The organism is Spongiactinospora gelatinilytica (assembly GCF_003236385.1).
GTDB classification, from domain to species: domain Bacteria; phylum Actinomycetota; class Actinomycetes; order Streptosporangiales; family Streptosporangiaceae; genus Spongiactinospora; species Spongiactinospora gelatinilytica.
On sequence record NZ_POUA01000833.1, the window covers coordinates 1 to 511 of the forward strand.

At 75.0% G+C, this 511-nt stretch carries 1 pseudogene; it reads right to left on the reverse strand.

The features are described 5' to 3' along the window. A pseudogene (locus C1I98_RS42455) lies at window positions 1-511 on the reverse strand (hypothetical protein); the annotation flags it as partial.

The following is a 511-nucleotide window of genomic DNA, read 5'->3' on the forward strand; positions in this document are numbered from 1 at the left end:
GTAGCGGATGAGCTGGGCCTGGGCGGCGGCGAGCAGGACCGGGCGGCGGCCCGCCTGGCGGATGCGGGTCATCAGGCGCCTGACATCGGCGGCCTGGGCCACCTCCTTGTCGATGGTGGAGAGCATGCGGACGCGGGCCGCAGGTACACCGCACAGACCACGAACGACCTGGGCGAAGCGGTCGCCGGTGACCCGTTCCACGAGCAGCACCGACGCGTCGGGGGGGATGGCCGCGCACAGGCCGGCGACGGCGGCGGCCTCGCCGCGCTCGACCGGCGTGAAGGCGGTGCCGCCGGACACGAAGGCGGGCGGTACCAGGACCAGCACGACCCCTGCCGTGGCCAGGCCGCGCCGCACCCGCGGGCCGTACCCCCTCCTGCGGGCCTGGGCGAGCACCCAGCGCAGGCCCCACACGCCGAGCAGCACCATGCCGGGCACGACCACGGGGACCAGGCGGCGGGAGGCGAAGGGGTGATCGGGTGTGATGGACGGCAGCAACAACGTGGTGAAC